The 22,501-nt window shown below is 63.8% G+C and carries 15 protein-coding genes; 11 read left to right on the plus strand and 4 right to left on the minus strand.

What is annotated here, in order from left to right:
• The first annotated feature begins 35 nt into the window (after window positions 1-35).
• The 4 genes from H3H55_RS03625 to H3H55_RS03640 all read left to right on the plus strand — a co-directional run bounded on the left by H3H55_RS03625 (window position 36) and on the right by H3H55_RS03640 (window position 4,859).
• Window positions 36-2,141 (plus strand): hypothetical protein, encoded by a 2,106-nt coding sequence (locus tag H3H55_RS03625; RefSeq protein ID WP_193097686.1) that lies wholly within the window; start codon window positions 36-38, stop codon window positions 2,139-2,141.
• 11 nt (window positions 2,142-2,152) lie between these two features.
• Window positions 2,153-2,950: an ABC transporter permease gene (locus H3H55_RS03630; RefSeq protein WP_226799930.1), complete on the plus strand. Its 798-nt coding sequence runs from the start codon at window positions 2,153-2,155 to the stop codon at window positions 2,948-2,950.
• On the plus strand, window positions 2,947-3,594 hold the full coding sequence (locus H3H55_RS03635; protein WP_193097687.1) for an ABC transporter ATP-binding protein: 648 nt from the start codon (window positions 2,947-2,949) through the stop codon (window positions 3,592-3,594). Before H3H55_RS03630 ends, H3H55_RS03635 begins: the two co-directional genes overlap by 4 nt.
• A gap of 206 nt (window positions 3,595-3,800) precedes the next feature.
• Window positions 3,801-4,859: a hypothetical protein gene (locus H3H55_RS03640; protein ID WP_193097688.1), complete on the plus strand. Its 1,059-nt coding sequence runs from the start codon at window positions 3,801-3,803 to the stop codon at window positions 4,857-4,859.
• 104 nt (window positions 4,860-4,963) lie between these two features.
• On the opposite strand, the gene H3H55_RS03645 is transcribed toward H3H55_RS03640, so the two are convergent.
• The 3 genes from H3H55_RS03645 to H3H55_RS03655 are packed head-to-tail and all read right to left on the minus strand — an operon-like array spanning window position 4,964 to window position 7,321.
• Window positions 4,964-5,101 carry a hypothetical protein gene (locus H3H55_RS03645; RefSeq protein WP_193097689.1) on the minus strand — a complete coding sequence of 46 codons (138 nt, stop codon included), beginning with the start codon at window positions 5,099-5,101 and terminating at the stop codon, window positions 4,964-4,966.
• On the minus strand, window positions 5,098-6,963 hold the full coding sequence (locus H3H55_RS03650) for a glycosyl hydrolase family 28-related protein (RefSeq protein WP_193097690.1): 1,866 nt from the start codon (window positions 6,961-6,963) through the stop codon (window positions 5,098-5,100). The genes H3H55_RS03645 and H3H55_RS03650 overlap by 4 nt, the downstream gene beginning before the upstream one ends.
• The gene (locus H3H55_RS03655; protein ID WP_193097691.1) at window positions 6,878-7,321 is read right to left on the minus strand and encodes a hypothetical protein; all 444 of its coding nucleotides are present in this window, start codon (window positions 7,319-7,321) and stop codon (window positions 6,878-6,880) included. Before H3H55_RS03655 ends, H3H55_RS03650 begins: the two co-directional genes overlap by 86 nt.
• Window positions 7,322-7,362: 41 nt before the next feature.
• Between H3H55_RS03655 and H3H55_RS03660 the strand changes: the two genes are divergently transcribed.
• From H3H55_RS03660 to H3H55_RS03690, 7 genes are all read left to right on the plus strand, one after another.
• The gene (locus H3H55_RS03660) at window positions 7,363-8,568 is read left to right on the plus strand and encodes a capsule biosynthesis protein (protein WP_193097692.1); all 1,206 of its coding nucleotides are present in this window, start codon (window positions 7,363-7,365) and stop codon (window positions 8,566-8,568) included.
• The gene (locus H3H55_RS03665; protein ID WP_193097693.1) at window positions 8,561-9,352 is read left to right on the plus strand and encodes an SDR family NAD(P)-dependent oxidoreductase; all 792 of its coding nucleotides are present in this window, start codon (window positions 8,561-8,563) and stop codon (window positions 9,350-9,352) included. The genes H3H55_RS03660 and H3H55_RS03665 overlap by 8 nt, the downstream gene beginning before the upstream one ends.
• On the plus strand, window positions 9,349-10,881 hold the full coding sequence (locus tag H3H55_RS03670) for an LTA synthase family protein (RefSeq protein ID WP_413463956.1): 1,533 nt from the start codon (window positions 9,349-9,351) through the stop codon (window positions 10,879-10,881). Before H3H55_RS03665 ends, H3H55_RS03670 begins: the two co-directional genes overlap by 4 nt.
• A 3-nt stretch (window positions 10,882-10,884) precedes the next feature.
• A complete protein-coding gene (locus H3H55_RS03675; RefSeq protein ID WP_193097694.1) occupies window positions 10,885-18,519 on the plus strand; it encodes a type I polyketide synthase in 7,635 nt (2,544 codons plus the stop codon).
• Window positions 18,516-19,433 (plus strand): UDP-3-O-acyl N-acetylglycosamine deacetylase, encoded by a 918-nt coding sequence (locus H3H55_RS03680; RefSeq protein ID WP_193097695.1) that lies wholly within the window; start codon window positions 18,516-18,518, stop codon window positions 19,431-19,433. The genes H3H55_RS03675 and H3H55_RS03680 overlap by 4 nt, the downstream gene beginning before the upstream one ends.
• 64 nt (window positions 19,434-19,497) lie before the next feature.
• Window positions 19,498-20,826, plus strand: coding sequence for an aminotransferase class I/II-fold pyridoxal phosphate-dependent enzyme (locus tag H3H55_RS03685; protein WP_193097696.1), 1,329 nt, complete (start codon window positions 19,498-19,500; stop codon window positions 20,824-20,826).
• Window positions 20,823-21,497 (plus strand): GNAT family N-acetyltransferase, encoded by a 675-nt coding sequence (locus tag H3H55_RS03690; protein WP_193097697.1) that lies wholly within the window; start codon window positions 20,823-20,825, stop codon window positions 21,495-21,497. Before H3H55_RS03685 ends, H3H55_RS03690 begins: the two co-directional genes overlap by 4 nt.
• Window positions 21,498-21,518: 21 nt before the next feature.
• Here H3H55_RS03690 and H3H55_RS03695 read toward each other — a convergent pair whose 3' ends face one another.
• Complete coding sequence (locus tag H3H55_RS03695) at window positions 21,519-22,352, minus strand: class II glutamine amidotransferase (protein WP_193099444.1); 834 nt, start codon at window positions 22,350-22,352, stop codon at window positions 21,519-21,521.
• Window positions 22,353-22,501: the final 149 nt, after the last annotated feature.

Consider the following 22,501-nt stretch of genomic DNA (forward strand, 5'->3'; position numbering starts at 1 on the left):
ATCAAGCTGTTTTGGATAACTGCCAGGTAAATACTGTGAATATTAGTAATTCTGAAAAACGCACTGATGCTCTCTCGCGACCGGATCGTGTCATCTTCGTCGGAGAGGTTCAGGCACTTGGCATGTATCGCCACTTTCAGCAGGTTTTCGAGAAGAGCAGCTCGGGAACGTCGGATGTCCATTTCGTCGATACAAACGACGACGGCTGCCTTGGTTCGGTGAAGGCCCTGGTTGGCTCGGGCTCCAGGGTCGTGTTGCAGATCAACCCGAATCGCAGAGGCATCTGCTCGGATATCGCGAATTTCCTCGAGGAGCACGATGGCACCTCGGTTGTCAAAGTGCCGATGCTGCTGTGTTCCGGCCTGTGGCCCTATGACTGCTTTGACAGCGCGTTGCAGCAGTCCGGCTCGTCGATTGCCGGAACGCGCGGCGATTCGAAGCTCAAGGCTCTGGTGCAATCCGACGATGTGTCGGAGGAGGAAGTCTTCGAGTACATCGGTGGAGAGGGTCTAAGCGAGTCCGAAGTAGAGTCGGCATTTGAATCGGACAAGGAGCAATGGGGCGTATTGCAGAGCGAGTGCGGGTGGAATTTTCGCGATTATCTGGTGGGGAATTTTTCCAACAGGAAATTATTTAATTCGCATACGCTTCCGTCGAACGCATCACTGGGATTGCTGATTCAAAAGATTGAGAGCTTTCTTGAACTGAATGCTGCCGAACGCGCGGAATCGGAAAGACTGATGTCGCTTGCCGAAATCCTGCAGCCGGAAACGCCGATTCATCCGAGAATCGGAAAGGTCTTGAATCTCGCATGGCTTTCGGCCGACAAGAAGTTCGATATCTACGGACGCAAGATCGACTATCAGCGCTGGGTCACGGAGTATGCGAAATTCTATGCGCCGATGTTGGAGTTTCCCCGGAGTCGATTCACTGACCGGCCGCATGGTGCTGCGAAAACGATGGTCGATGGTGGCGCGCGCCATGCCGCTACCCGGGCTTCCGTTGCCCAGAATGCTTCGAATTCGGATCAGCGTTCCACGGGCACCCTGCTCGAGAGAATGGACAAGCTTTTCGTCCTGTGCGTGATCGTGCCGTTTGTCGTGTCGGCCCTGTACTTTGGCTTGATGGCGTCAGACGTCTACGTATCGCAGTCATCCTTCATCATTCGCACACCAAGCAAGAGCAACCAGTCCAGCGGCTTCGTTGGCCAGTTGCTGCAGACCACGGGTATTTCTCGTGCGTCGGACGACACCTACGCCGTCAACAATTATCTGACGTCGCGCGATGCACTTGCTTCGCTGAACGCGGGAGCTCGGTACGAAACTGCCTATAGTGGCGGGAAGGCCGACCTCTTCAGCCGTTTCGGCCTGCTTCCCCAGCGCCGCACGTTCGAAGACCTGTTCAAGTACTTCCAGGATCACGCCAACGTCCAGTTCGATTCGGATACCGGGATTTCGACCCTGGAGGTCAACGCGTTTTCGGCGTCGGAGGCCCGAGATCTGAACGAGCATCTGCTCGAACTCGGCGAGAAGCGCATCAATCAGATGAACGATCGGGCCCAGCAGGATCTCGTCACTTATGCGCAGCGCGAAGTCGTGCTGGCAGAATCGAACCTCAAGCAGGCGGCGACCGCTCTCTCCCAGTATCGTGAGAAGCAAGCTGTCTTTGATCCGAATCTCCAGTCCTCGTTGATCCTGCAGAGTGTTACCAAACTTCAAAGCGAACTGGTGGCGAGCAAGATTCAACTGGCTCAGTTGAAAGCAGTGTCGCCGAGCAATCCGCAAATCGGTGCGCTGGAGGTGAAGATCAAGTCACTGCAGGAGCAGGTAGACGCTGCGTCGAAGAATGTGACCAACGGACAGTCGTCGTTGGCGTTCAAGAGCCCGGCTTATGAACGGCTGGAACTCGACAAGCAGTTTGCCGACAAGCAGCTGGCGGCCGCGGTTATGTCGCTTGAGACGGCACGTAGCGATGCGCAGCGTCAGCACCTGTATCTCGAGCGTATTTCGCAGCCGAACGAGCCGGACAAGCCGCTGTTGCCGCGTCGCCTCAGAACCGTGCTGGCGATCCTCGCAATCGGATTTATCGTCTGGTGTACGCTGAAGCTACTCATTGCCAGTATCAAAGAGCATCGCGATTGAGGTGGCTTAAATTGAATATCCATTTTCGAGAGCTGACCGGCTCGTTGAAAATTCAGGGACGCGTCTTGTATGCGCTCTTGATGAGAGAAATTATTACCCGCTACGGACGGCACAACATCGGTTTCGCATGGCTGTTTGCTGAACCAATGCTGTTTTCGATCGGTGTGGTGATTCTTTGGAATGTCGCGCACAACGAGGGAACCAGCCACCACATCAGTGCGATCGCCTATTCGTTGACCGGTTACTCGACAATTCTGGTGTGGCGAAACACGATCGGTCGATGCGTGATGGCTGTTGAGCCGAACGCGGCGCTTTTGTATCACCGCAATGTACGGGTCATCGACTTCTTTCTGGCTCGCATTCTTCTCGAACTGCTGGGGACGACGCTGTCGATGATGATTCTGTTCGCCTTCTTCATGGTGATCGGGCTCATTCCGTTTCCCAACGATGTCATGAGCATGATCATCGGGTGGGCATTGCTGTGCTGGTATGCGGCCGCGATGGGCCTGCTGGTCGGCGCGCTGGTGGAGTTCAGCGAGGTTGTCGAGCGACTGTGGCACCCGATTGCCTATTTTCAGCTGCCCGTATCCGGAGCGCTCGTGATGGCTGCATGGTTGCCCGTGTCGGCCAGAAATATTGTGCTGAAATTTCCGGTTGCCAACTGTGTCGAGCTGTTTCGTCACGGATACTACGGAAATGAAGTTCGTACATATTTCGATGTCTCGTACGTGGTTCTGTGCAACCTGGTCTTGACCTGCCTTGGTTTGTTTGTCGTTTCTGCGGCTTCTCGCCGAGTGGAGCCTGAATGATTCAGCTCGATGACGTCAGGAAATACTATTCGACCCGCAATGGGCAGAGGCTGGTGCTCGATGGAGTAAATTTGACCATCAATCCCGGCGAGCGAATCGGCATATTGGGTAGAAATGGCGCGGGCAAGTCGACCATCATTCGTCTGATCAGCGGTTCCGAGCTGCCGTCGTCCGGCCGGATTTCGCGGAGCATGAGCGTTTCCTGGCCGCTGGCTTTTTCCGGCGGGTTCCAGGGTAGTCTGACTGGACTGGATAATCTGCGATTTGTATGCCGGGTATACGAAGCATCCTTCGAAAATGCACTGCCGTTTGTCGAGGAATTCTCCGAGCTGGGGGAGTATCTGCGAGAACCGGTGAAGAAATATTCGAGCGGCATGCGTGCACGCCTCGCATTTGCCATTTCAATGGCAGTCGAGTTTGATTGTTTTCTCATCGATGAAGTGATCGCCGTGGGCGATCGAAGATTTCACGAGAAGTGCAAGTACGAGTTGTTTGAAAGACGCAAAGACCGCGCGATGATTCTGGTTTCACACGATGCGGTCACGGTGAAAGAGTATTGTGATCGTGCATGTGTGCTCGAAGGTGGCAGATTGCATCATTTTGACGATGTCGACGATGCTTATGATTTTTACAATCATATCTGACGGCATTCTGGCTCGATCGTGGATGGGGACTCGGCGCCGATTCGAAAAGCGGGCGGCCGTTCAGGCTGATCGTACAATCGGTGGGCGATGCGGCGCTATTGTGTCAAGGCCTCCGCTGGAAGTTGAGTAGGAAGGGTTAAAGGCATGTGCGCGATAGGATTCATGCCTGAGTCTTCCGAGGCTATGAAGACCAATATCAGGAAAATATGAAAATCAACAGGCGTGAATCAAGTAATCGAGCGGACCGTCTCGCGTTATATACATTGCTTTCGAACTCGTTCGTCAGCGAAGCGGTGGGGAAGGAGGCGTGGGTCGCGCACGCCAAAAATAATACCGAGCTCGCCAGGTTTCTCGAAGGACTGGATCGCAGAAATCTTTATCGCATCATTTTCGATCGCCCCCCCGAGAGCGTATGGGGAATCGGATCGGCAGCGGAGTTGAATCGGAAGGCGGATTTTGAGTTGCTCCATGACCTTATTTTTTCGGAAGAAAATAAGGTCATGGGTGAGATTGTCTATGCCAAGACGATTGAAAATCAGGGGATGGATATTTTCATCCATATTCCAAAAACTGCGGGGACGACGGTAAACAACCTCCTCGAAACTGATGCAACTCTCCTGCGTAATTCCTGCTTCGATATATCTACGCTCGTAACCATGTATCGGGAAAATTCGCGAGCGCGCAGAATTATTTTTTCTGGCCACCGAACCCTGGAATTCTACGATCGAACCATCAATTTGAGTGAGATTGGGGTAATTTTCACATCCATTCGCGATCCGATCGATATAGCGATTTCGTATTTTAATTTCGCCTTCACGATGGTGCGTAACAACGACGAAGCATGGGGTGCGCAGTGGCGACCTTTTGTCGAGGAGTGGCAGCGTGGTAGCGATAACCCCAGCGATTGGTTCGTGAATTACTGTGGGTCGGATTTTTTCAGTCGTAACGTATCGAATATATATTTCGATTATCTTGGCGGAAGGGATAGTCCTCCGGAGGATGCGAGAGCGATTATTGACAATATGCTCAGATTCGGGGTGTTTGCGGTCAGGTCGGATCTTGTGAATGATTTTGTTTCCGATTCCGAGGGTGGAGAAAGGCTGGAGAAAAACAAATCGGAAGCGGTGGTTACGCGCGATACGTTGGGTTTCGATATACTTCTTCATTTGCGTCGGCTTATGCCGGCCAACATGGAATTCTACGCGTTGCTGGATAATTTCTCGACGTGGAGAAAATCCGGATATGTCGATTTCAGAGCGGTTTGACTGCCTTGTGTTTGACGCGGGATTCTGTTGCGCTGAGGGCTGCTGGTCGAACCTGATCGATTTCGGGCGTTGCAAGCTCTACGCCATGGGCTCGTTGGCCGACATCAAATGATGTCGGCTGCACCTCGTCGCTGATTGAGCGCCTTTTCGAGTTGCCGGCTGTGGCGAGCTGTCTCCCGGTCGATGTTCGGAATCGGCATCGACAGGCCGGCGTACTCGCCATCGCTGATCCCCCGATTCATTGCGGCCACCAGGTCCAGGCGGGGCGCGACGAATAGGTGATTCGTAGGGTATCGCCCGGTGCGATCGGAAATGGTGCTTCAGGCGCTGTATTGAAAAGCGTGTGGCCGTTCAGGTCGATCGAGGTGATCTTCCCGCCCCGAATCGACACGAGCGCGCGTGAGCCCAATGGATTTTTGAATTCCGTGCCGGATGCCGGAAATGGTGGCGAAACGGTGGCTCGATTTCCATTGAAGCCCGGGCAGTCGGTAATCTGGTTGTTGCTTGACTCGGCATTCGACACGCCGTTGGTGGGAGACTGATTGCCGTTCAAGTCCGCCGCGGTAACCGTCACATTTCTGGAGGAAGGGGAGATCGCGATGCCGTGCGCCTGGTTTCCGACGCCTCTGCCATAAGCGTCACCGCCGACCCGTCCGCCGGATATGCGAACGCCAACGGCATGCGCTCCGATGTCGATACCGTTGCCTTCATCGATCTTCAGGAAACTGTTGCCGAATACGTTGGGCGAAGGGATGTTGATGTTTTGGCCGCCGGCCAGATTGATGCCGTGTCGGCGCCATCCGCTCACTTGTGCCGGCGACAAGGTGGCATTGATAACGGCTTGTGAATAAGCACCCCCACGGTTGGTGCCGTCGATGACGATGCCATCGAGGCCCGAACCCGACTGGCCTTTGACCGTCGAATAAATCGATAGCTGCCCGATATATTGAGAGCCGTTACCCGATGGCCCGCCTACCCATATCCCGGCGCGACCGGCGCCGTCGATGTATCCGCCCGGCGCCAGAGTGGGCTCCAGTATCAGCTTGTTGTCGGCACCCTGTTCGATGTGTACGTTGTCGACCGTCGATTGCCCGACATAGTAGGTGCCGTCGAGTGTGACGTGTTCTCCGGCAAAGATGGAAATACCGTATTGCCAGCCCTTCAGTAATGGCCCGTTGATGTAGGGGCTTGCAATTTCGACTTCGGTTGGTAATTCGACGGCGCCGGTCGATGCTTTGTATCCTGACGCGGCACTCAAGGGAAGCAACGAAATGGCCGTGTGTGAATTGCGAGCCGGGCCTGCTTCCGGGTCATAATTTCCCGGAGCAACGATTTGATCCAGTTTTATACCCTGTCCGCCATACAGAAATATTCCGTAAGCGCCATTTGTAAAGGAGGCGCGAATCGTGGACTGGATAGGGGACAGCAAGACTACGTGTGGCTTCGTTTTGACGACGGCGTTGTTGTGAAAAAAGCCGATGTCGATGATGTCGTTACCGACCAGGGCAGTGACCGGATTCGTACCGACGACGATATCGACGATGTCGGAATTTGTTGCGATGACGGTCGCGGATTTCCCGGCGCCGCGTAATCTGACGTGGGAGCGGGTTTCTCGTAGCGTCGACTTGACGAGGTACACCCCGGAAGGCAGATCGCAGGTGCCTCCGCGTCGCTTGCTCGATTGGTAATCAATGCAGGCCTGGATGGCTTTCGACACGTCGACGCTGGCGGTACCGGCTTTGACATCGGCGATCTGTGCCGGAGACATGAAATCGAATACGTTGTCGCTGTCGGACAGTTTGTCGGCGATTGTGCGAGGGACGCTTCCAGCGGCCGGTAATTGAAATACTCGTGCCGAATCCACGCGGGCGGCATTTGAGTTTGTTTCAGGATGAGAAGTGAGATCATCCGCGTATGACGGTGTCAAACAACTGCAGCTTGCGAGACCGAGCCCCAGCAGCCACGCGAGTGTGGTGGTTCGATGGTATTTGCCGATATCAAATTCGTGATTTCTTTCTTCATTCAGATAAATGGCTCTTGTTGATATTCGAGAAAATCGAAAGGCGCGATTGAATATCGTTTTTATATTTATCGACGCTGGCATAGTTAATTTTCTCGAGTTTTTGCTTGACGCGATGGCGGTACACCGATATTGTTTGTTCCCTGTTTTCATGTCGTCCTTTCAATTCCTGCGCCGTCGCGGTGGTGTTTTGGCGGCTGGTCGCTGTCATCGGCCCGTTAGCGGTTACTGATGCGTATGACCGCAGCTTGCCCACGGGCGTTCTGCCGGATCGAGGCAAGAAAGCGATTTGCAGGGTATTGCTGTTCGCATTCCGCATCGGCCGGCGCAATTTCCGCGAACTGTCGTTAGGTTTGTCACATTCGTAGTGATATATTTGTCGGCCGTCGTCGGGAGGCGGCACGGCCTGGCGCCAATGTGCGCGCACGGTCAGGATCCACAAGAGCAGGCCAATTTTTCGAATAAGTCCGCGTCACCCATACCATGCCTCGCTCATTTCTTGTGCTGCAAGGCACGGCGTCGTCTTTCTTTGCCCGGCTTTCCGACGCGCTTCGCGCGCGTGGACACGTCGTTCGTCGAATCAATTTCTGCGGAGGAGACTGGTTTTATGACGGGCGCAGCCGTGGCGTAAGCTACGGCGGCAAGCTCTCGGATCTGCCGGCTTGGTACGCCGATCTCGTGCGTCGCGAGCGCATCACGGACGTCATCATGTTTGGCGATTGCAGAGAGATTCACCGGCACATGCATCCGATTTCGGAATCGCTGGGGCTGCGTGTGCATGTGTTCGAGGAGGGTTATGTCCGCCCTCACTGGATCACGCTCGAGCGCTACGGTGTCAATGGCCGCTCGCTGATGCCGACGGATCCAGCCGAATATCTGCGTCAGAGGGATCTCGTTCCGCCCGCTCAACCCGGTCAGCCGACCGGCTACAATCTGTACGAGCGTGTCTTTCACGACATCACGTATCGCGTTGCCAACGCGCTGCTTGCCTGGCGCTATCCCCGCTATCGCAGTCACCGGCCGCGCAACGGAGTCGTCGAATACGCAGGACTTGCGTTTCGCGCGCTGTTGCAGGGGCGTCATCACCGTCAGGCCGAGGCAGTCGCGCGCGAATTGCTCGACACCGGCCGGCCCTATTACCTGTTTCCGCTTCAGCTCAACTCGGATGCGCAGATCGTCGTGCATTCGCCCTTTGAAGGCGTACGCGATGCGATCAACTACGTCGTACGCTCGTTCGCGCAGCATGCGCCGAGTGATGCGGTTCTCCTGATCAAGAACCACCCGCTCGACACCGGCATGATCGAATATCATCGTTTCGCGTTGTCGATCGCGCGCGAGGCCGGCATCGGGGATCGAATCCGCTTCATCAACTCAGGCCACTTGCCCACGCTACTCGAGCATGCGCGCGGCGTGGTCGTGGTGAACAGCACGGTCGGCTTGTCGGCGCTGCACCACGAGCGCCCGCTAGTGGTGCTCGGAACCGCCATTTATAATATGCCCGGCTTGACCTGGCAGGGAAAACTCGACGATTTCTGGCGCGGCGGCGAACTGCCGGACATGCGCCTCTATCACGCCTTCCTGGACTACGTGATGCATCACACGCAAATCAACGGCGATTTCTACACGCGAACCGGTATCGAGATGGCGGTCGCGGGTGCGGTCGAGCGCCTGGATCGCGCGGATGCCTGATCAACTGCCGCGGTGCATCGTCATCACCGGCGCCAGTGCCGGTCTCGGCCGCGCGCTCGCGCTCGCCTATGCGCGACCGGGCGCGACACTCGGCATTGTCGGCCGCAATACCGCCGAGGTCGATATAACGGCAGCGGCCTGCCGTGAGCGGGGCGCCGTGGTCAACACGGGCATGATCGACGTGCGCGACGCCGTGTCGACTGCCGCATGGCTGGCCGATTTCGACACCCGTCACCCGATCGACCTGCTGATCGCGAATGCCGGCGTGGCCAGCACGATCGCCGACGCGAGCGACTGGGAAAACCTCGAGCGCACGGCTCGCGTCATCGACACGAATCTCTACGGTGCATTGCATACGGTCCTGCCGGTCGTCGACCGGATGCGTGCGCGCAGGCGCGGCCGGATCGCGATGGTCAGTTCGATCGCGGCACTGCGGGGCATGGCGATCTCGCCGGCCTATTGTGCGAGCAAGGCCGCGATCAAGGCCTATGGCGATTCCGTGCGCCCGCTGCTGGCGCGCGACGGTGTGGGCGTCACGGTCATCCTGCCCGGCTTCGTGAAGACGGCGATGAGCGATGTGTTTCCCGGCGACAAGCCGTTCCTCTGGAGTGCCGAACGCTCGGCCGCATACATCCGCCGGCGGCTCGATGCGGGACGAAGCGAGATCGCATTTCCCGGATTGCTCGCGTTTGGCATGCGCCTCCTGCCGCTGCTGCCCGTCGCGCTCGCTGACGCGATCCTCGACCGTCTGTCTTATCTGCCGTCGAAGGATCGGGTCAATTGAGCGCGCGTCTTGTCGCGACGCTGGCCGCCACCGTTGCGCTGTCGTTCGCGGTCGATATGATCGCCGTCCCGCGCGCGCAACTGCGGCGGCCGCTGCTGTCGTCAGTGCTTCATATTCTTTCCGTACTCTTCGTATTCGACTTGGTGTTCGCCGTCACGTCGCGGCCGTTATTTTCGGCCTGCGCGTCGCTTGCGCTCGTCGGTCTTGTCGCCGCAGTCAGCAATGCGAAGTACGAGTCGCTGCGCGAGCCGTTCGTATTTACCGATCTGAGCCTTTTCAGCCAGTTGTTTTCGCATCCCCGTCTATACCTGCCGTTCCTGAGTGTCGGCAAGGTTGTTGCGATCGGCGCGGGCATCGTGCTCGTGATCGCGGGTTTCATCGTCGAGCGGCCTGTGTTGCCAGGCTCCCGTGCATTGGTCTGGCTCGCGGCAGTGCTGCCGTTCGCGCTTGCCTTTCCCGTCGCCGCGCGCTTGCCTCTCACGCTCGATCCGTACGTCGATCAATGCCGCAACGGTTTTTTTGCCGTGTTCGTCGCTTATCTGCTCAACGGCTTGCGTCCTGCGACGTTCCGGCGGTTTCGCGAGATTGTGGCGGCCGGGCCATTCGCAACCGGTGAACCGATTCGGTGCCCTGACGTAATCCTGATCCAGAGCGAATCGTTCTTCGACGCACGCCGGCTCGGCGACGAGGTCGCGCCGGAACTCTTCAGGCGCTTCGACGACGCACGTCGCGAGGCTGTCTGGCATGGCGAGATGACGGTGCCTGCCTGGGGCGCGAATACCATGCGAACGGAGTTCGCGGTGTTGACCGGCACGGAATCTTTTTCGCTCGGGTACGCGCGCTTTTATCCTTACGCATTCGTAAGAAATAAAATCGCGTCACTCGCATCCTGGTTCGGCCGTTGCGGCTACGACACAGTCGCGATTCATCCCTATTACGCCGATTTCTTCGGTCGGGACCGGGTATTTCCGTTACTCGGCTTTGCGCGCTTCCTCGATATCCGTCACTTTGCGTCGGCATCCCGTGCGGGGCCTTACGTGGCGGATGCGTCGGTCGCCGAGGCGATCGTTGCGGAACTCGAGGCGGCGGATGACGACCGCCCGCGCTTCGTGTTTGCGATGACGATGGAGAACCACGGCCCGTTGCATCTGGAGCAGGTTTTACCTGGAGAATCGTCTTCACGGCATACTCTGGGCGAGCACGCATCCTGGCGCGATCTGACTGCCTATCTGCGGCACATTGAAAATGCAGACGCGATGATCGGGCGCTTGATCGATTATTTGCGCACCAGCAATCGTGAAACGGTCGTTTGTTTTTACGGCGACCACGTTCCCGCTCTGCCCCATGTCTTTCATAAGCTGGGCGCTACTCCACAGCGCAGCGACTACTTCATTTGGCGGAATTGCGGCGCAGCGACTCCGGAATACCGGAATCTCGCCGCCGAGGAGTTAGGGGCGGCATTGCTGCGCGTGGTACAAGAGGGCGGACATCGTGCGGAAGGGCCGTGCGCATCCGAGAAAGCGACATAAAAGATGAACAGTAAGATTGCAATAATTGGGATAGCTTGTCGGTTTCCCGGGAGCGCAAACAATCTTGGCGACTTCTGGCAACTGCTGCGCGACGAACGCGACGCAGTGACCGAGATCCCCGCCGAACGTTTCGGTACCGATTTCTATCGGCACCCGTCCAAACGCGAACCGGGCAAGAGCTACACGTTCTCGGCCGGCGTGCTCGACAACGTCGCCGGCTTCGACGCCGCGTTCTTCGGCATCTCCCCGCGCGAAGCGGCCCAGATGGATCCGCAGCAGCGCCTGCTGCTCGAACTCGCGTGGGAAGCGTTCGAGGATGCGGGCGTGCGCCCGGCCGACATGCGCGGCAGCAACTGCGGCGTCTATGTCGGCGTCGCGGGCACCGACTACGGCAACCGCAACATGGACGATCTGAACGTGATCGATCCGTATTCGGCGACCGGCAATACGCTGAGCATCGCGTCGAACCGCGTGTCCTATCTGTTCGACCTGCGCGGCCCAAGCATGTCCGTCGACACGGCGTGCTCGTCGTCGCTCGTCGCACTCCACCAGGCCGTTCGCGCGCTGCAGTCCGGCGAAGCCGACACGGCGCTCGCGGGCGGCGTCAACCTGCTGCTGCACCCGTTCGGCTTCGTCAGTTTCTCCAAGGCGTCGATGCTGTCGCCGCGCGGCCGTTGCCGCGCGTTCGATGCGACCGGCGACGGCTACGTCCGCTCGGAAGGCGGTGCGTTCGTGCTGCTCAAGCCGCTCGATCGCGCGCTCGCCGACGGCGACACGATCCATGCGGTGATCGCCGGGTCGGGCGTGAACTCGGTCGGCCACTCGCCGGGCGGCATCAGCGTGCCGGGCGCGGCCGCGCAGGCGTCGCTGCTGCGCAGCGTATACGCGCGCGCGGGTATCGATCCGCAGTCGCTCGCGTACCTCGAGGCGCATGGCACCGGCACGGCGGTCGGCGATCCGATCGAGGCGCGCGCGCTGATCGACGTCGTGTCGGGCGAGCGCCCGGCGGATCGCCCGCTGCTGATCGGTTCGGTCAAGACCAACATCGGCCATCTCGAGACGGCATCCGGCATGGCCGGCCTGCTGAAGGCCGTGCTGTGCCTGAAGCATCGCGCGGTGCCGCGCTCGCTGCATTTCGTCACGCCCAATCCCGGCATCGATTTTGACGGCGGGCGTCTGCGCGTCGTCGATCGCTACATGCCGCTCGATGCAGGCGACGCGCAGCTGACGGTCGGCATCAACTCGTTCGGCTTCGGCGGAACGAACGCACACGTCGTGCTGACCGAGGCGCCGGCGGCGGTCGCAAAGGATGCGTCGACGGCTGCGCAAGAACCGTCTCAAGCACCGTCCCCGCTCGTGCTGACCGCCCGTAGCGCGAACGCGCTCGGCGCGCTCGCAAGCCGCTATCTGGCAGCGCTCGAGAACGGCGCCGACTGGCAGGCGCTTGCCGCCGCGGCCGCACGTCGTCGCCAGTGGCTCGAGCATCGCGCGATCGTCGCGCCGGCCGACGTGGCCGCAGGGCGCACGGCGCTCGCGGCGCTGGCGCAGCCGGCGCAGGAAGGGTTGCCGGCTTGCGTTGTGACCGGCCAGGCACCCGCCGACGCGCTGCGCACCGCGCTCGTGTTTTCGGGCAACGGTTGCCAGTGGGTCGGGATGGGCAACGAACTCTATGCGGAGAACGCCGTCTTCCGCGCGGCGCTCGACGAAGTCGACGCGCTGTGGTGTGCGGACGGCAGCCCGTCGCTGGTCGACGTGATGCGCGGCGGCCCGAGCGCGGATTGGCTGGCCGGCGCGGGCGCCGAATGGCTTGCCGCGACGGAGAACGCGCAGCCGCTGCTGTTCGCGATCCAGGTCGGCATGATCCGTGTGATCGACGCGCGCGGCATGCGATACGACGCGGCGATCGGCCATAGCGTCGGCGAAATTGCGGCGGCGTGGGTAACGGGCGCGCTGTCGCTCGCCGACGCGGTGCGCGTGATCAAGATCCGCAGCCGCGCGCAGGCGATGACGCGCGGCAGCGGCCGGATGGCGGCAGTCGGCATCGGCGAGGCGGCGGCACGCGAACTGATCGCGCGCCACGGGCTGGCGCGTCGCGTCGAGATCGCCGGCATCAACAGCCCCGATGCGGTGACGCTCGCGGGCGAACTGCAGGGATTGCAGGCGCTGGAGGCCGCGCTGCGCGGCAGCGGCAAGTTCTTCCAGATGCTGGATCTCGACTATGCGTTCCACAGCAGCCACATGGACCGCATCGAGCCGGTCGTGCTGGCCGAACTGGCGAGCCTGCGGCCGCAACCGGGCAACGGCGCTTTCGTGTCGACCGTGACCGGCGGCGCGCTCGCCGGCAGCGAGCTCGATGCGCGCTACTGGTGGCGAAATATCCGCGAGCCCGTGCGCTTCGGCGACGGCATCGCGCATCTGATCGAGCAGGGCGTCCGGCTGTTCGTCGAGGTATCGCCGCATTCGATCCTGCGCACGTACGTGAAGCAGGCGCTCGCGGCCGCCGGCGCGACCGGCGCGGCGCTGCCGACGCTCAAGCGCGATCACGGCAGCGCGGCGACGCTGCGGCAAGCGATTCTCGCGGCGATCGCGCATGGCGCGAGCGTCGATCCCGACCGCTTTGCGCCGGGCACGTCGCGTGCGGCACTGCCGTCCTATCCGTGGCAGCGCGACCGCTACTGGCTGACGCCGACCGCCGAAGGCTACGGCCTCGTCAATCGCCGTCGCGAGCATCCGCTGCTCGGCTATCGCCTGCACGAACACGCATTCGCGTGGGAAAACCAGCTCGATCCGGCGAAGCTGCCGATGCTGGCCGATCACGTCGTCGACGGCGGCGTGGCGTTCCCGGGTGCGGGATACGTGGAAATGGCGCTCGCCGCGGCACGCACCTTCTTCGATACGCCGGATGCGGCACTCGAAAACGTCGAGATTCGCACGCCGGTCGTGTTCCAGCCGCAGCAGGCGAAGCTGTTCCGGCTCGTGATCGAGCCGCGCACCGCGACCTTCACGATCGAGACGCGCGACCGGATGTCCGACGGCGGATGGACGCTGAACGTGACGGGGCGGATGCTGGAAAGCGGCAACGTGCTGGGTGCCGCGAGCGTCGTGCCGTCCGACACGCTCGCTCGCCTGCTCGCGCTGCCGGCCGCTGACGGCGATACGCTGTACGCGAACACGGCGGCCATCGGCCTCGGCTACGGGCCGGCGTTCCGCTGGGTCCGCTCGGTGCGGGTCGCCGCGGACGACGACGCGGCGCTGGCCGACGTCGCCGCACCAGCCGCATGCGGCGACGCGCGGGCGCTGTCCGCTTATCTGCTGCATCCGGCGCTGATGGACAGCGGGTTTCATCCGCTGTTCGCGTTGCTGGCGGCGCACGCGCGCGACGGCGAGCATCCGGCTTACGTGCCGGTGCAGATCGGCCGGGTCGACTATCTGCGCGGCGACGCGGTCGAACGGGTGCTCGCGCGGATCGACCGGCGCAGCCCGCATTCGATCGTCGCGCATTTCGAATTCCTCGACGCGCACGGCGCGATCGTCGCGCGGCTCGGCGGGTGCCGGTTCCGGCGCGTCGATCTCGTCGGCCGTCGGCAGAACCTGCCCGCGCGCTTCGTCTACCGCCTCGAAGAGGTGCCGCTGCCGAACGAAGTCGACGCAGCCGGTTTGCCGGCCCCCGACGCACTGCTCGCGCAAGCCGTCGCGCGGCTCGATGCCGCCGAACACGACGGCCGCCGCACGCAGCATCTGACCGAAATTCTGCCGCTGCTCGACGTGCTGGCGAGCCTCTACGTGCTTCGTGCATTCGATGCGCTCGGCGCATTCGCCGGCACGTGGCAGCCGGCGGCCGGGCGTGCGGCGCTGGCCACGCGTCTTGCCGACATGCTCGTCGAGGACGGTCTGGCCCATCGCGACGGCGATCGCGTCGTGCGCGACGATGCAGCGTGCGCGGCGTTGCCGCCGCTCGACGAGCTGTGGCGCGGGCTGCTGGCCGAGTCGCCGGGGCACGTGGCCGAGCTGACGCTGCTCGCACATTGCGGCGCGGCGTTGCCCGACGTGCTGAGCGGCGCGAAGGATGGCGCACGTTTGCTGTCGCCGACCGGGCACAGCCTGGTCGAGCAACTCCTTGCCGCATCGCCGACCTGGCAGCACGTGCACGCACTGCTGACGGCCGGCGTCGAGCAGGCGGTCGACGCATGGCAACCGGCGCGCCGGTTGCGCGTGCTCGAACTGGGCGCGACGGACGGCGACGTGCTGCAGACGCTCGGCATGCATCTCGCGGCCGCGCGCTGCGATCACACGATCGCCGCGACGGCCGGCCAACTGGCCGGGTTCGACGCGGATGCGGAATCGGCGGTGCGCACGGTTGCGCTGCAACCGGGCGAGCGGTTGTCGCTGGCGGCCGACGAAGCCGGCCCCTACGACCTGATCGTCGCGAACCGTGCGTTGAGCGGCCGTCAGGATGGGGTCGATGCGCTGAACGCGATGCGTTCGTGGCTCGCGCCGGGCGGATTGCTGCTGCTGGCCGAGTCGCGCCGCGGCCGCTTTTCCGACATCGTGTTCGGCTCGCAGGCGTCGTCGACGGAAGCCGGCGCGCCCGTGCCGCTGGTGCCGGCCGATCTCGATGCGGCGCTCGAGCGCGCGGGCTACGTCGACGTCGTGCGGCACGTCGAGCAGTCGCTCGACCTGGACGGCACGCCGACGTTCGTCATCGCGCGCAACCCCGCGAGTGCCGCTGCCGCGCAAGGCTGCGACGGCACGAACGATCTCGATACGCTGGCGCGCAGCGAGCAGTGGCTCGTGATGCACGCGCCAGATGCCGTCGGCGGTTTTGGCGGACGGCTGGCCGATGCGCTCGCGCACGCGGGTTATCCGGCCGAAATCGTGGACATCACGCACGCGGCCGATGCGATCGCGTCGTTGCCGGCCGGGCAGCCGGCGCATGTCGTGTTCTGCGCGCCGGAAACGCCGCTGGCCGAATCGGCCACGGGTGACGGCCTGATGGCCGCGCAGCGCGACGGCGTGATCGCCCTTGCGGCGCTCGTGCGCGCGCTCGGCGCGCAGCCGAACGCGGCCACGCGGCTGACCGTCGTCACGCGTGGCGGCGCGCCGTTCGCCGGTGCGGCGAACGCGCATCCGGAACAGGCGACGCTGTGGGGCCTCGGTCGCGTGCTGGCGAACGAGCATCCCGAACTCGCGTGTCGCCTGATCGACGTCGATCGCGCGGCGGACCGGATTCCCGACGCGCTGATTCGCGAGCTGACCGGCGCGGCAGTCGAGGAAGAAGTCGTCCTGAGCGCACGCGGGCGGCTGGTGCCGCGCATGCTGACGGCCGCACAGGCCGCAGCGCGCAACGACGGCGCGATCGCGCGCGCGGCCGTGCTCGCGTTCGATGCGCCGGGCTCGCTGCGCAATCTCGAATGGTTTGCATTGCCCGAACGCGCGCTGGGCGCGGACGAGGTGGAAATCGAGCCGGTCGCGACCGGCCTGAATTTCCGCGACGTGATGTATGCGATGGGGCTGCTGTCCGATGAAGCGGTCGAGACCGGCTTCGCGGGCGCGACGATCGGCATGGAGCTGTCCGGCCGCGTCGTGCGGGTGGGCAGCGACGTGACGGAATTCGTGCCGGGCGACGCGGTCCTCGGGTTCGCGCCGGCCTCGTTCGCGACGCGCGTCACGACGCGTGCGCAAGCGATCGCGCTGAAACCCGAGCGCCTGTCGTTCGAGGAAGCGGCGACCGTGCCGACCACGTTCTTCACCGCGTATTACGCGCTCGTCGAACTCGCGCGGCTGCGCCGCGGCGAGCGCGTGCTCGTGCATGGCGGCGCGGGCGGCGTCGGCATCGCCGCGATCCAGCTCGCGCGCCACTTCGGCGCGGAAGTATTCGCGACGGCGGGCAGCGACGAGAAGCGCGAGTTCGTGCGCCTGCTCGGCGCCGACCACGTGCTCGATTCGCGCAGCCTGGCGTTCGCGGACGACATCCGCGCGATGACGGGCGGCCAGGGCATCGACATCGTGCTGAATTCGCTCGCCGGCGAAGCCATGGTGCGCAGCATCGATACGCTGCGTCCGTTCGGCCGTTTCCTCGAGCTCGGCAAGCGCGATTTCTACGAAAACAGCCATATCGGGCTCAGGCCGTTCCGCAACAACATCAGCTATTTCGGCATCGATGCCGACCAGTTGATGGGCGTGCTGCCGGAGCTGACGGCGCGCCTGTTCGGCGAAGTGATGGCGCTGTTCTCGGCAGCGGCGCTGCATCCGCTGCCGTATCGCGCGTTCCCCGCCGAACGGGCCGAGGATGCGTTCCGCTACATGCAGCAGGCGCGCCAGATCGGCAAGGTGCTCGTGACCTATCCGTGCGGCACGCCGGCACCGACGCGCGGCGTCACGGGCGCGGGTTCGCTCGCGCTCGATCCGCATGGCGCGTACCTGGTGGTCGGCGGCACGGGCGGGCTCGGTTTCGCGAGCGCGCGCTGGATGGTCGAGCGCGGCGCACGCCAACTGACGCTGGCGAGCCGTTCCGGCGAACTCGCCGTCGCGGCGCGCGACGAAGTCGAGCGCTGGCGCGACACGCTCGGCGTCACCGTCGACGTCGTGTCGTGCGACGTGACCGACGCCGCGGCGGTCGATGCGATGATTGCCGCGATCGTCCGGCGCGACATCCCGCTCAAGGGCGTACTGCATTCCGCGATGTCGATCGACGACGGCCTCGTGCGCAATCTCGACGATGCGCGCATGGCCGCGGTGCTCGCACCGAAGGTGGCCGGCGCGTGGAATCTGCATCGCGCGACGCGCGCGCTGCCGCTCGACCTGTTCGTGGTCTATTCGTCGGCGACGACCTATCTCGGCAATCCGGGGCAATCGAACTACGTCGCGGCCAACAGCTTCCTCGAGGCGCTCGTCGAACATCGCCGCGCGGCGGGTTTGCCCGGCACGTTCATGGCCTGGGGGCCGCTCGAGGACGTCGGCTTCCTCGCCCGCCACGCGGATACGCGCGAGGCGTTGCAGTCGCGGATCGGCGGCGCGTCGATCACGTCCGACGAGGCGATGATCGCGCTCGAGCGGGCGCTGGTCGCGGGCGCGGCCGGCGAAGCCGTGGTCCGGCTCGACTGGCACGCGGTGGCACGCGGGATGCCTGCCGCGAAGGCGCGCCGCTATTCGCTGCTGCAATCGCATGCGAAGGGCGGCGATGCGCGCGACGGCGGCACGCAGTTGCGCGAAGAGGTGCTCGCGTTGCCGCGTGACGAGGCGATTGCGCTGGTGGCCAGGACGCTGCAGGCGCAGATCGCGCGGATCCTGCACATGACGCCCGATCGCATCGCGCTCGACAAGTCGGTGCTCGACATGGGCATGGATTCGCTGATGGGGATGGAACTCGGCCTCGCGGTCGAGGAAGCGTTCGAGGTCAAGCTGTCGGTGATGGCGATCGCCGAGGGCGCGTCCGTGACGACGCTGGCCGGACGCATCGTCGATTCGATCGGCGCGTCGGCCGATGCCGAAGCCGGCTCCGCGACCGATTCTGCACACGAGGCGGTCGCGGCGCTCGCCGCGAAGCATGCGATCGACGGCGAAGCGCGCGCGATGCTCGATACCCGGGCAGCGCCGGTCGCGGGTCATGCGTCGCCGACGCTGGAGGTCGCCCGGTGAGCGCACCGACCGGCTGGGCGACCCGTCAGGGCACGCTGGCACGCCCGCTGACGATCGACGGTCACGGCTTGCACACCGGGCGCCGGGTGGGCGTGCGGATCCTGCCCGGGCGTCCGGAAGACGGTGTGACGGGCATCGCGTTCCGTCGCGTCGAGCAGGGGCGTACTCTCGCGACGCTGCCGGTCGACCCCGCGCTGCGCCGCGCCCAGCCGCTCTGCACGATGCTGCGTAATGCCGACGGCGTCGGCGTTCGCACGATCGAGCATCTGCTCGCGTCGCTGCTCGCGTGCGAGATCGATCACGCGATCGTCGAGCTCGACGCAGAGGAAGTGCCGATTCTGGACGGCAGCGCGACGCCGTGGGTGGATGCCATCCTGGCGTGCGGCCGCGTCGCGCTCGATGCGCCGAAGCGCTTCATCCGCGTGCTGCGGCCCGTCGTCGTCACGGACGGCGAGGGCGACCAGCGGCGCGAAATGCGGATCGAGCCGGCACCGCGCTACGAACTGAGCGTGCGCAACGACCTGCGCGGCTTCGGCGACATGCACTGGGATGGTGCGCTGACGCCGGCCGCATTCGCGACCGAAATCGCGCCGTCGCGCTCGTACGGGCGCGTGAAGTGGGCCGTGCCGGCGATCGTCGCCGGTTATCTGCGCGGCGTGCCGATCCTGCGCGGCGCGCGGCCGTCGTGCACCGCGTCGATCGTCGGCAATCGCGTGCTGGGCGGGATGCGGCTGCCGGAGGAGTTCGTCCGGCACCGCGTGCTCGACCTGGTCGGCGATCTCGCGCTGGCCGGCGCGCCGCTGCTGGCGCGCGTGAGCGCGTTGCGGCCGAGCCACGAGATGAATTTCCGATTGGTCGATGCGCTGCTGGCCACGCCCGATGCGTGGCAGTGGGCCGAGTTTTCCGACGCGTGACACCACGCTTTTTCAAAATGCGCGGCGTAACATAGCGTCTTTTCGAGATACAGCGAAGGAAGCAATGGCACTGGGAGAGCATCTTCGCCAGCAACTGGCGGCGAAAGCCCTGAAACGGCAACTGGAACGCGCGACCGATGCCGCCGCGGCGCCTGGCGTACCCGGCACGCCGGCTGCGCAGACCGCGTCGGCGCGCAGCCGCTTCGAATCGATGCCGCAGTATCAGCAGGTCCGGATCATGCGCGAGATGGGCGAGAAACTGCGGGTCGACTCGCCGTTTTTCCGCGTGCACGACGGCGTTGCCGGTGCGACGACGCAGATCGGCGGCCGCGAATACCTGAACTTCGCGAACTACAACTACCTCGGCCTTGCCGGTGATCCGGCCGTGTCCGCGCGCGCGAAAGCCGCGATCGACCGCTACGGCACGTCGGCATCCGCGAGCCGGATGGTCGCGGGCGAGCGCCCGGTGCAGCGCGACCTCGAGCGCGCGCTGGCCGCGTTCTACGAGACCGACGACTGCGTCGCGTTCGTGAGCGGCCACGCGACGAACGTGACCGTGATCGGCGCGCTGTTCGGCCCGGGCGACCTGATCGTCCACGATGCGCTCGCGCACAACAGCATCGTGCAGGGCGCGCAGCTGAGCGGCGCGAAGCGGCTGAGCTTCGCGCACAACGACTGGCAGGCGCTCGACGACCTGCTGTCGCGCGTGCGCCGCGAATACCGGCACGTGCTGATCGCGATCGAAGGGCTGTACAGCATGGACGGCGATTTCCCCGACCTGCAGCGCTTCGTCGACGTGAAGACGCGCCACGGCGCATTCCTGCTGGTCGACGAGGCGCATTCGCTCGGCGTGCTCGGCGCGACCGGCAAGGGCATCCGCGAGCATTGTGGCGTCGCGCCCGACCAGGTCGACATGTGGATGGGCACGATGAGCAAGACGCTGGCCGGCTGCGGCGGTTTCATCGCCGGCTGCCAGCCGCTCGTCGACATGCTGCGCCATCTGGCGCCGGGCTTCCTGTACAGCGTCGGGCTGGCGCCGACGCTCGCGGAGGCGTCGCTGGCCGCGCTCGAGCGCCTGCAGGCCGAACCGGAGCGCGTCGCGCAGCTGCAGGCGCGCGGGCGACAGTTCCTGACCGAGGCGCGCGCGGCCGGGCTGAATACCGGCACGAGTGCCGGATATGCGGTCGTGCCGGTGATCACCGGCAGCTCGCTGAAGGCCGCGCAGTGGGCGAATGCGATGTTCGACGAAGGGATCAACGTGCAGCCGATCTTCTATCCGGCCGTCGAGGAAAAGGCCGCGCGCCTGCGCTTTTTCATCTGCTCGACGCACGAGCCGGAGCAGATCAGCCGGACGGTCGCCGTGTTGTCGCGGCTCGCGGGCCGCACCGCATGACGCAGGCTGCCGCGGTCGCACAAGCGGTCCCGCGCGCTGGCGAGCGTGTGCGGTTTCGTGCGGCCGGCGCGGACGATGCGGCCGCGTGCGCGCCGCTCGTGTTTGCTTCCGGCGTGGCGGAATTCGGCTTCTTTCTCGGCGAAAGCGACGCGCGCTGCATCGCTTTCCTGCAGCAGGCGTTCCGGTCGCGTTTTGGGCGCTTCTCGTGGCGCCGGCATCGCGTGGCGGTCGGAGAGGACGGCACGGTGCTCGCCGTGATGGCGATTCACGACGGGCAGCGGACGACATTCGACGACGTGCATGTCGTGTGGGCGCTCGCACGCTGCTTCGGCGTGCGCCGCACGATCGGCCAGTTGCTGCGCGGGCTGATCCTCGAAACGGAAATCCCGGCGCCGAAGCGGGCGCAGATCCTCGTCGCGCATTGCGCGACGGATGAGCGCCAGCGCGGCACGGGCCTCTTCAGCGCGCTGTTCCGCGACGCGCTGGAAACCGGCGCGTTGCCGGCCGACGGCAGCCGCGACATCGTGCTCGACGTGCTGACCCGCAACGTGCGCGCCCGCGCGCTGTACGAGCGGCTCGGGTTCACCGCGCTGCCGCGGCCGCGTGCCCGCTCGCGCCGGCTACCCGCAGAGCTCGATTCGATCCGGATGCGGTTCTCGCGCGGCGCCTGACCGCGCGAACAGCGCCGGCTGCTACTTGTGGCGCGGGCTGAACGGCCGCTGCTCCACGTCGGCGCCGTGCGCGACGATCGCCGTGCCCTCGGGCACTTCCTCCCACGCGCCGCTCAGGTCGACGAGCGGCTCCGACACGACCATGAACGCGTCGTCGCCGGCTTCGGCGATGCGCGGGTTATGCGGATACAGTTCGTGCAGGTGCTTGAACGACGTGCTGTGGAACAGCGAACGCGATTGCCGTTCGCTGGAATAGCGCACCGCGATGATCCGTTCGCCGTCGGTCGCGCAGATCGTCATGTTGAGCGGGTCGGCCACGCGATGCCGCGCGGCGGTTTCCTCGACCACACCGACCATCCGTTCGAGCGCCGGCAGCGGCGTCTGCTCGAGGCCGTACGTCAGCGCGAGGCGGAACATCAGCTCGGAATCGGTCGAGCCTTCGAGCGTCGGGAACAGCGCGGGATCGACCTTCATCGTCAGGTCGCGGCGCAGCTTGTGGAAGTCGCGGATCAGCCCGTTGTGCGCGAACAGCCAGCGGCCGTGGCGGAACGGGTGGCAGTTGGTTTCCTGCACGGGCGTGTCGGTTGCCGCGCGGATATGCGCGATGAACATCCGCGAGCGGATCGCACGCGCGGCTTCGCGCAGGTTGCGGTCGTTCCACGCGGGATGCACGGAGCGGTAGCGGAACGGCAGTTCGTCGGGGTGCCCGTACCAGCCGATGCCGAAGCCGTCGCCGTTGGTGGTCGTGGCGCCCAACTCCGAATGCAGGCTCTGGTCGATCAGCGAATGCTTCGCGCGGAACAACACGGTCTCGAGATGGATCGGATTACCCGTATAGGCGAGCCAGCGGCACATGGAGCGCTCCTTCACGATGGATCGTTCGCGCATGGTAGCCGACTTCGCGGCGCATCCGCGTCCGGGTGCGCCGCCGAATCTTCATACAACGCGTGCCCGCACGCGCGCCGCGCAACCGCCCGGCCAGGCGGCCGGGCGCCACGCGGTAG

It is taken from the genome of Burkholderia sp. Z1, assembly GCF_014893795.1.
Classification (GTDB): domain Bacteria; phylum Pseudomonadota; class Gammaproteobacteria; order Burkholderiales; family Burkholderiaceae; genus Burkholderia; species Burkholderia theae.

Coding starts and splice junctions, on each gene's coding strand:
- H3H55_RS03635 (WP_193097687.1), top strand. CDS start 2,947: ATGATTCAGCTCGATGACGTCAGGAAATACTATTCGACCCGCAATGGG.
- H3H55_RS03640 (WP_193097688.1), top strand. CDS start 3,801: ATGAAAATCAACAGGCGTGAATCAAGTAATCGAGCGGACCGTCTCGCG.
- H3H55_RS03645 (WP_193097689.1), bottom strand. CDS start 5,101: ATGAATCGGGGGATCAGCGATGGCGAGTACGCCGGCCTGTCGATGCCG.
- H3H55_RS03650 (WP_193097690.1), bottom strand. CDS start 6,963: ATGCCAGCGTCGATAAATATAAAAACGATATTCAATCGCGCCTTTCGA.
- H3H55_RS03660 (WP_193097692.1), top strand. CDS start 7,363: ATGCCTCGCTCATTTCTTGTGCTGCAAGGCACGGCGTCGTCTTTCTTT.
- H3H55_RS03665 (WP_193097693.1), top strand. CDS start 8,561: ATGCCTGATCAACTGCCGCGGTGCATCGTCATCACCGGCGCCAGTGCC.
- H3H55_RS03675 (WP_193097694.1), top strand. CDS start 10,885: ATGAACAGTAAGATTGCAATAATTGGGATAGCTTGTCGGTTTCCCGGG.
- H3H55_RS03685 (WP_193097696.1), top strand. CDS start 19,498: ATGGCACTGGGAGAGCATCTTCGCCAGCAACTGGCGGCGAAAGCCCTG.
- H3H55_RS03690 (WP_193097697.1), top strand. CDS start 20,823: ATGACGCAGGCTGCCGCGGTCGCACAAGCGGTCCCGCGCGCTGGCGAG.
- H3H55_RS03695 (WP_193099444.1), bottom strand. CDS start 22,352: ATGTGCCGCTGGCTCGCCTATACGGGTAATCCGATCCATCTCGAGACC.